Consider the following 1,669-nt stretch of genomic DNA (forward strand, 5'->3'; position numbering starts at 1 on the left):
CGAGCACAGCTACCCGCACTGCTGGCGCTGCCACACCGCGCTGCTCTACTACGCGCAGCCGTCCTGGTACATCCGGACCACCGCCGTCAAGGACGCGCTGATCCGCGAGAACGAGGCCACCAACTGGTTCCCGGAGACGGTCAAGCACGGCCGCTTCGGTGACTGGCTGAACAACAACATCGACTGGGCGCTCAGCCGCAACCGCTACTGGGGCACCCCGCTGCCGATCTGGCGCTGCGAGGAGGGCCACCTCACCTGCGTCGGCTCGCTGGCCGAGCTGACCGGGCTCACCGGCACCGACCAGAGCGGCCTCGACCCGCACCGCCCGTACATCGACGCGGTCACCTTCGCCTGCCGCGACTGCGGTGGCACCGCCACCCGCGTGCCCGAGGTGATCGACGCCTGGTACGACTCGGGCTCGATGCCGTTCGCCCAGTACGGCTACCCGTACCAGAACAAGGAGCTGTTCGAGAAGCGCTACCCGGCGCAGTTCATCTCCGAGGCGATCGACCAGACCCGCGGCTGGTTCTACACGCTGATGGCGGTCGGCACCCTGGTGTTCGACAAGAACAGCTACGAGAACGTCGTCTGCCTGGGCCACATCCTGGCCGAGGACGGCCGCAAGATGTCCAAGCACCTGGGCAACATCCTGCAGCCGATCCCGCTGATGGACCAGCACGGCGCCGACGCCGTGCGCTGGTTCATGGCGGCCGGCGGCTCGCCCTGGTCGGCCCGCCGGGTCGGTCACGGCACCATCCAGGAGGTGGTCCGCAAGACCCTCCTCACCTACTGGAACACCGTCGCCTTCCAGGCCCTGTACGCCCGCACCTGCGACTGGGCGCCCTCCGCGAGCGACCCGGCCCCGGCCGACCGCCCGCAGCTGGACCGCTGGGTGCTCTCCGAGCTGAACACCCTGGTCCGTGAGGTCGACGCCGCCTTCGAGGCGTACGACACCCAGCGCGCCGGCAAGCTGCTCTCCGGCTTCGTCGACGACCTGTCCAACTGGTACGTCCGCCGCGGCCGCCGCCGCTTCTGGCAGGGTGACGCCGCCGCGCTCGCCACCCTGCACGAGGCGCTGGAGACGGTCACCCGCCTGATGGCCCCGCTCACCCCGTTCATCACCGAGCGGGTCTGGCAGGACCTGGTCGTCCCGGTCGCCCCGGACGCCCCGTCCTCGGTGCACCTGGCCACCTGGCCGGAGGCCGACGAGGCCCTGATCGACACCGAGCTCTCCCGGCACATGACGCTGGTCCGCCGCCTGGTCGAGCTCGGCCGGGCCACCCGCGCCGAGTCCGGCGTGAAGACCCGCCAGCCGCTCTCCCGCGCGCTGATCGCCGCCCAGGGCTGGGAGGAGCTGCCCGCCGACCTGCGCGCGCAGATCGCCGAGGAACTCAACGTCTCCACCCTGGAGTCCCTCGCTGCGTCGTCCCCGTCCGGGGCGGGCGGCGGCTCGCTGGTCGACACCAGTGCCAAGGCCAACTTCCGCGCGCTGGGCAAGCGCTTCGGCAAGGGCGTGCAGGACGTCGCCAAGGCCGTCGCCGCCACCGACGCCGCCCGCCTGGCCGCCGAACTGCGCGCCAACGGCCAGACCAGCGTCGAGCTGGACGGCGAGACGATCACCCTCTCCCCCGACGAGGTCATCATCACCGAGACCCCGCGCGAGGGCTGG

At 71.4% G+C, this 1,669-nt stretch carries 1 protein-coding gene; it reads left to right on the forward strand.

All coding sequences use genetic code 11. The annotated features are described in order from the left end of the window. Positions 1-1,669: class I tRNA ligase family protein (locus ACWC9T_RS41760; protein WP_449826242.1), on the forward strand; the 1,669-nt coding region annotated here is incomplete at both ends.

The sequence above is a fragment of the Kitasatospora sp. NPDC001159 genome (assembly GCF_053598235.1).